Raw genomic sequence first — 935 nt, forward strand, 5'->3', positions numbered from 1 at the left:
CGGGCGAAGCGGACGCGGCGGGCGCGGCGGGCGCGGTGGCCAGGGCCGCCGGGGCGGAGCGGCGCGGCGCGTTCTCCGGGCCGGGACGGGGCGCCGTCGACGGCGACGGGTACGGGAGCGAGGCGCGGCGTGCCGCGCTTCCGCGTCCGCGCCGCCACTCCGAGTCGGTGCGCCACGCTTACTACCCCGGGCGCCGGATGAACCTCGGCGTCGTCCTGCTCCCGCTGCGCATCTTCCTCGGCTTCATCTCCGTCTACGGAGGGATGGGCAAGCTCTCCGACCCCGTCTACTTCGACGGCGGCGAGCGCGGTTCGATGGTCACCTGGCTGCGCACGCTGCACCCCTGGCCGATCGCGGAGCCGCTGCGCGACCTGGCGCTGGAGCATCCGGTGGGCGCCGGGCTGACCGTGGCGTTCCTGCAGATCGTGGTGGGAGTGCTCACCGTGCTCGGGCTGTGGCAGCGGCTGGCCGCCTCGGTCGGCGCCCTGCTGTCCGCCGCGTTGATCCTCACCGTGAGCTGGCGTACGGTGCCGGTCTACGACGCGCCCGACATCATCTACCTCGCCGCCTGGAGCCCGCTGATCATCGCGGGCGCCCCGGTCTACTCGGCGGACGCCCGGCTTGCCGGCGAGGCGTGGCGGCGGCTCGGCCCCCGGTCCGAGCTGTGGCAGCTGCGGCGCCGGGTGCTGCGTCGGGGCAGCGTGATGGCGATGGTGGTCGCCGGACTGACGCTGCTGATGGGCTCGATGCTGGGCGCCGCCGTACGGTCCTCGGAGGTCGTCAAGGGGCCCGAGCCGAGCGATCTGCCGACGAACAACCTGCCCGGCTCGCCGCTGCCCAGCACGTCCGTGGAGAGTCCGCGCGGCGGGTCGCGCGGGCCGCTGGGCGCGGGCGGCTCGGCCGGAGCGCGGTCGCCGCGTGAGCGGCTGCCGCAC

General features: G+C 75.8%; 1 protein-coding gene. It reads left to right on the forward strand.

Going from position 1 to position 935, the window contains the following annotated elements; translation table 11 throughout:
* Nucleotides 1-935, forward strand: a 935-nt coding sequence (locus tag AXW62_RS39755) for a DoxX family protein (protein WP_159061128.1), incomplete at both ends; no start/stop codon positions are given.

The sequence above is a fragment of the Streptomyces hygroscopicus subsp. hygroscopicus genome, assembly GCF_001553455.1.
Lineage (GTDB): Bacteria > Actinomycetota > Actinomycetes > Streptomycetales > Streptomycetaceae > Streptomyces > Streptomyces hygroscopicus.